The sequence below is a fragment of the Nostoc sp. CHAB 5715 genome, from assembly GCF_020829685.1.
Taxonomy (GTDB): Bacteria; Cyanobacteriota; Cyanobacteriia; order Cyanobacteriales; family Nostocaceae; genus Nostoc.
The window spans coordinates 1-2165 of record NZ_JAIVFR010001144.1 but is presented as its reverse complement, the minus strand read 5'-3'; the positions used below and the strand labels follow the sequence as shown (position 1 = coordinate 2165).

Here is a 2165-nt window from a genome sequence, read left to right as displayed (position 1 = left end):
TGGGCATTGGGCATTGGGCATTGGGCATTGGGCATTGGGCATTGGGCATGGGGCATTGGGCATTGGGCATTGGGCATTGATTATTAATTCTTCTCCCTCATCTCCCTCATCTCCCTCTGCTCCCCCTGCTCCCCCTGCTCCCTCATCTCTCTACTTCGGCCCTAAACCCACAGCACCAGTATAAACGGCGCGATCGCCTAGTTCATCTTCAATTCGCAGCAAGCGATTGTATTTTGCTACACGTTCGCTGCGACACAGGGAACCTGTTTTAATTTGACCGGCACGGGTTGCTACGGCTAAATCAGCGATCGTTGTGTCTTCTGTTTCACCAGAACGATGGCTAATTACTGAACGGATACTGTTGCGAGTTGCTAAATCAATTGTTTCCAAGGTTTCGGTGAGTGAACCAATTTGATTGAGTTTAATCAAAATGGCATTAGCAACTTTTTCCTGGATGCCTCTTTGCAAGCGAGTGGCGTTAGTTACAAATAAGTCATCGCCTACCAATTGCACCCGCGAACCTAACTTCTGGGTGAGCAATTGCCAACTTTGCCAATCTTCTTCGTGCAAGCCATCTTCAATTGACACAATTGGGTATTGGTCAACTAGTTGTCCTAAATAATCAATAAATTCAGCCGGGGCGTGAGGTTTACCATCGTAAACATACTGGCCATTCTTGTAAAATTCGCTAGCCGCCACATCCAACGCCAAAGCTACTTCTTCGCCTGGCTTGTAACCAGCTTTCTTAATGGCAGCAACCAGCAATTCCAAAGCCACCTGATTAGATTCTAGGTTAGGGGCAAAACCGCCTTCATCGCCCACACCAGTCAGCAAACCCTTTTCATCTAATACTTGACTAAGGGTAGCAAACACCTCTGCACCCCAGCGCAATGCTTCCCGGAAGGAAGTTGCGCCAATTGGGACAATCATAAACTCTTGAAAATCCACGTTATTTGATGCGTGTGCGCCACCGTTAATTACGTTCATCAACGGCACTGGTAGCAAATTCGCTAAAGGGCCACCCAAATAACGATATAGAGGAATTCCTAAAGACTCAGCACCAGCTTTGGCTGCTGCTAGGGAAACTCCCAAAATCGCATTAGCTCCCAAATTGGATTTGTTAGCAGAACCATCTAAAGCGATCATTGTCCGGTCTAGCAATTCTTGGTTGAGGGCATCCAAGCCTAACAATTGGGGTGCAAGTGCTTCTTTGACGTTCTGTACTGCCTTGAGTACGCCTTTGCCTCCATAACGGCTTTTATCGCCATCACGCAGTTCGTGAGCCTCAAAAGTGCCAGTAGAAGCACCACTGGGAACCTGCGCCAGTCCTACAACACCGTTGGCTAAATGCACTTCGGCTTCAATTGTTGGTCTACCGCGTGAATCAAGAATTTCGCGGGCTGCGATCGCAACAATTGCAGTATCTAGAAATTTACTCATCTGTACTTTCTCCTTTGTCCTTTGTGTGTTACGCATACAGTCCATCTGCCTAGCCCAATCGCTAGCATAGGCGGTTAAGAGACTTTATTGGCTGAGATTAAAGAAGATTTCCATTATATGAATAGGGATCAACACCAAAAACGTTTACCTTTTAATTCTTTCTCTGATGGCATTTCTACCTTCAGACTTTGAGCTAGGTAAAATATTGGCAGAGAATAACATTAAATCAATTACAGAGAAAAGGTCAATATGCGATTACTACACACAATGCTACGGGTGGGCAACCTTGAAGAGTCCTTAAAGTTCTACTGTGAACTTCTAGGTATGAAATTACTACGCCGAAAAGATTATCCAGGGGGAGAATTTACCCTGGCTTTTGTTGGCTACGGCGACGAAAGCGATAACTCGGTAATAGAACTAACTTACAACTGGGGGGTAGAAAAGTACGAATTGGGTAATGCTTACGGTCACATTGCCCTTGGTGTTGATGATATTTACGCTACATGTCAGGAAATCCGCAATCAAGGCGGTAAAGTCGTGCGCGAACCAGGGCCGATGAAACATGGTTCGACAGTAATTGCTTTTGTGGAAGATCCAGATGGGTATAAAATTGAACTGATTCAACTAGGAACTCAAGGGTCAGCAGTCCAACAGGAATCGCAAGAGCAAGTTGTGAGTCAGTAATTCTTATAATTAAGAATATAAGTCAATACGCTTGGGTTAAG

At 45.4% G+C, this 2165-nt stretch carries 3 protein-coding genes; 2 read left to right on the top strand and 1 reads right to left on the bottom strand.

Annotated features, from left to right (window positions below):
• The coding region (locus LC574_RS36980) for a hypothetical protein (RefSeq protein ID WP_229458598.1) at nt 1-184 on the top strand (184 nt) is incomplete at its 5' end.
• Here the strand turns inward: LC574_RS36980 and eno are convergent.
• Complete coding sequence (gene eno, locus LC574_RS36975) at nt 151-1440, bottom strand: phosphopyruvate hydratase (RefSeq protein WP_229458597.1); 1290 nt, start codon at nt 1438-1440, stop codon at nt 151-153. The two genes, LC574_RS36980 and eno, sit on opposite strands and share 34 nt — an antisense overlap.
• Nucleotides 1441-1689: 249 nt before the next feature.
• Here eno and gloA point away from each other — a divergent pair, with 249 nt between their 5' ends.
• Entirely contained in the window at nt 1690-2124 is a 435-nt protein-coding gene (gene gloA / locus LC574_RS36970; protein ID WP_229458596.1) for a lactoylglutathione lyase, read from the top strand.
• Nucleotides 2125-2165: the final 41 nt, after the last annotated feature.

Bases quoted from the DNA above. Each gene is read 5' to 3' on its own strand.
- eno (WP_229458597.1), bottom strand. From the start codon at position 1,440: ATGAGTAAATTTCTAGATACTGCAATTGTTGCGATCGCAGCCCGCGAA.
- gloA (WP_229458596.1), top strand. From the start codon at position 1,690: ATGCGATTACTACACACAATGCTACGGGTGGGCAACCTTGAAGAGTCC.